At 72.6% G+C, this 2,675-nt stretch carries 3 protein-coding genes; 2 read left to right on the forward strand and 1 reads right to left on the reverse strand.

What is annotated here, in order from left to right:
- Positions 1 to 308 precede the first annotated feature (308 nt).
- On the reverse strand, positions 309 to 671 hold the full coding sequence (locus tag E1211_RS31560) for a MerR family transcriptional regulator (RefSeq protein ID WP_132353814.1): 363 nt from the start codon (positions 669 to 671) through the stop codon (positions 309 to 311).
- Between the two features lie 53 nt (positions 672 to 724).
- Here E1211_RS31560 and E1211_RS31565 point away from each other — a divergent pair, with 53 nt between their 5' ends.
- Together E1211_RS31565 and E1211_RS31570 are read left to right on the forward strand one after the other, a co-directional pair.
- Positions 725 to 1,723 (forward strand): aldo/keto reductase, encoded by a 999-nt coding sequence (locus E1211_RS31565; protein ID WP_132353816.1) that lies wholly within the window; start codon positions 725 to 727, stop codon positions 1,721 to 1,723.
- Positions 1,724 to 1,780: 57 nt separating this feature from the next.
- Positions 1,781 to 2,675: TIGR01777 family oxidoreductase (locus E1211_RS31570; RefSeq protein ID WP_132353819.1), on the forward strand; the 895-nt coding region annotated here is incomplete at its 3' end.

Here is a 2,675-nt window from a genome sequence, read left to right on the forward strand (position 1 = left end):
CCGCGGACCCCTGCCGGACCCCCTGCGGTGATCAAGAGGTTCACGTCAGGGATACGCCCGTCCGTGACGCGAACCTCTTGATCACGCGCTGCCGGGGTGGGGTGGGGGGAGTCGGGTTGGCGAAGACCGGGTTGACGTCGGCATCCACCGCACCGAGATTGGCGGTGCCGTGGCGAGGCGACTCACGGTGAACATCGAGATCGCTCTCCGGCGACTTCCTTCACGTCGCGGTCTCCCCCACCCGGACACCGCGACGTCAAGGAATCCGAGTCGATCTCGGGCGAGCCGGGCGTCGCCGCCGGGCGCGCTCAACCGGCGCCGGTCACGTCCTCGTAGTAGCGGATCTTCTCGCGGAGGTGGTCGTACTGGTGCTGGAGCAGGCGCATCTGCTCCTCGACCCGGGTGGCGTGCTCCTCCAGCAGCGCCTTGCGCTCACCGGCGGTGTGCTCCCCCTCGCGGGCCAGCGCGGCGTACCGGCACATCTGCGCGATGGGCATGCCGGTGTCGCGCAGGCAGCGGAACAACACCAACCAGCCGAGGTCGTCGTCGGTGAAGACCCGCCGGCCGCCCGAGGTGCGGCCCACGCCGCTGAGCAGGCCGATCTTCTCGTAGTAGCGGAGGGTGTCGAGGCTGAAACCGCTGCGCCGGGCCGCCTCGGAGGGGGCGTACATGCCCGGATGCTAACGCTTGACCTGGAGTGCGCTCCAGGTTGGAGGCTGTGCGCATGACGATGACACGGGAACTCGGCCGCAGCGGCATCGAGGTCAGCGCGATCGGCATGGGCTGCTGGGCGATCGGCGGGCCGCTCTGGGGTGACGGTGGGCGGCCGTTCGGCTGGGGCGAGGTCGACGACGACGAGTCGGTCCGCACCATCCACGCCGCTCTCGACGCGGGCGTGACCCTCTTCGACACGGCCAGCAACTACGGCGCCGGGCACAGCGAGCGGATCCTCGGCCGGGCGCTCGCCGGCCGCCGGGACCGCGTGGTGATCGCCACCAAGTTCGGCAACCGCTCCGAGGAAGCCACCCGACGCTGGCTCGGCACCGACCCGACCCCCGCGTACGCGGTGCAGAGCCTGGAGGAGTCGCTTCGCCGGCTCGACACGGACCACGTCGACCTCTTCCAGCTGCACATCAACGACCTGCCGGTGCCCGTCGCGCTCGACCTGGTCGACACGCTCGAGGAGCTGGTCACCCAGGGCAAGATCCGGGCGTACGGCTGGAGCACCGACCATCCGGAGTCGGCCGAGGCGTTCGCGAAGGCGGGTACGCACTGCGCCGCGATCCAGCACGACCAGTCGGTGCTCAAGGACAACGCCGCGATGCTGGCGGTCTGCGACACGTACGACCTGGCCGCCCTGAACCGCGGCCCGCTGGCGATGGGGCTGCTCACCGGTGCGGACCGGACGGCCGGCCGGGACGACGTGCGCGGGGTGGCCCCGGAGTGGCTGGTCTGGTTCACCGACGGCCGCCCCACACCCGAGTGGGCGGCGCGGGTCGAGCAGATCCGCGCGGCGCTGACCGCCGACGGTCGTACGCTCGCGCAGGGCGCGCTGGGCTGGCTGCTCGCCCGCAGCCCGCGTACCGTCCCGATCCCCGGGGCCCGGACGGTGGCGCAGGCGGAGGAGAACTTCGCCACGCTGACGCTCGGCCCCCTCCCCGCCGAGGCGTACGCCGAAGTGGAGAGGCTCCTCGCCGACCTGCGGCCGACCCCGGCGGTGTGAGCCGGTCGTTACCGGCTCGACGTGTCAGGTCCGCCCCGCGTACCCGAAGATAAGGGCATGCGGATCCTCATGGCCGGCGCGTCCGGCTTCCTCGGCACCCGGCTTGTCGACCGGTTCACCGCCGACGGGCACCGGATCACCCGGCTGGTCCGCCGCCCGCCGCGGACGCCGGACGAGCGACAGTGGAACCCGTCCGCCGCGCAGCTCGACCCGGCCGTGGTGGCCGACGCCGACGCGGTGGTCAACCTGGCCGGCGCGGGCGTGGGCGACCGGCGGTGGAACGACGCCTACCGGCAGCTGATCCGGAGCAGCCGGGTGGACTCGACCACCACGCTGGCCATCACCATCGCCGGCCTGCCCGCCCAGGATCGGCCGAAGGTGCTGCTCAACGGGTCGGCCGTGGGTTGGTACGGGGACACCGGTGACCGGGCCGTGGAGGAGGACGCGCCGGCCGGCGAGGGTTTCCTCTCCGACGTGTGCCGGGTGTGGGAGGCGGCCACCCGGCCCGCGGAAGACGCCGGCGTACGGGTGGTCCGGCTGCGCATCGGGCTCCCGTTGCACCGCGACGGCGGGATGCTCAAGCCGCAGCTGCTGCCGATGCGGCTGGGCGTCTCCGGCAAGCTGGGCGGCGGTCGGCAGTGGTGGCCGTGCCTGTCGATGGTCGACTTCCTGGAGGCGGTGGCGTTCGTGCTGGAGCGCGAGGACGTGGCCGGACCGGTCAACGTGGTCGGTCCGGCCCCGGTGACGAACGCGGAGTTCACCAAGGAACTGGCCCGGCAGCTGCACCGGCCCGCGATCATGCCGATCCCCGCGTTGGCGCTGAAGATCGTGCTCGGCGGGTTCTCCGTCGAGGCGCTCTCCAGCTCCCGAGTGCTGCCCGGCGCCCTCACCCGCGCCGGCTTCACCTACCGCCACCCCGACCTGGCCGCGGCACTACACGCCGCCCTAACCC

Origin of the sequence: Micromonospora sp. 15K316, assembly GCF_004348525.1 — a bacterium.
Taxonomy (GTDB): Bacteria; Actinomycetota; Actinomycetes; order Mycobacteriales; family Micromonosporaceae; genus Micromonospora.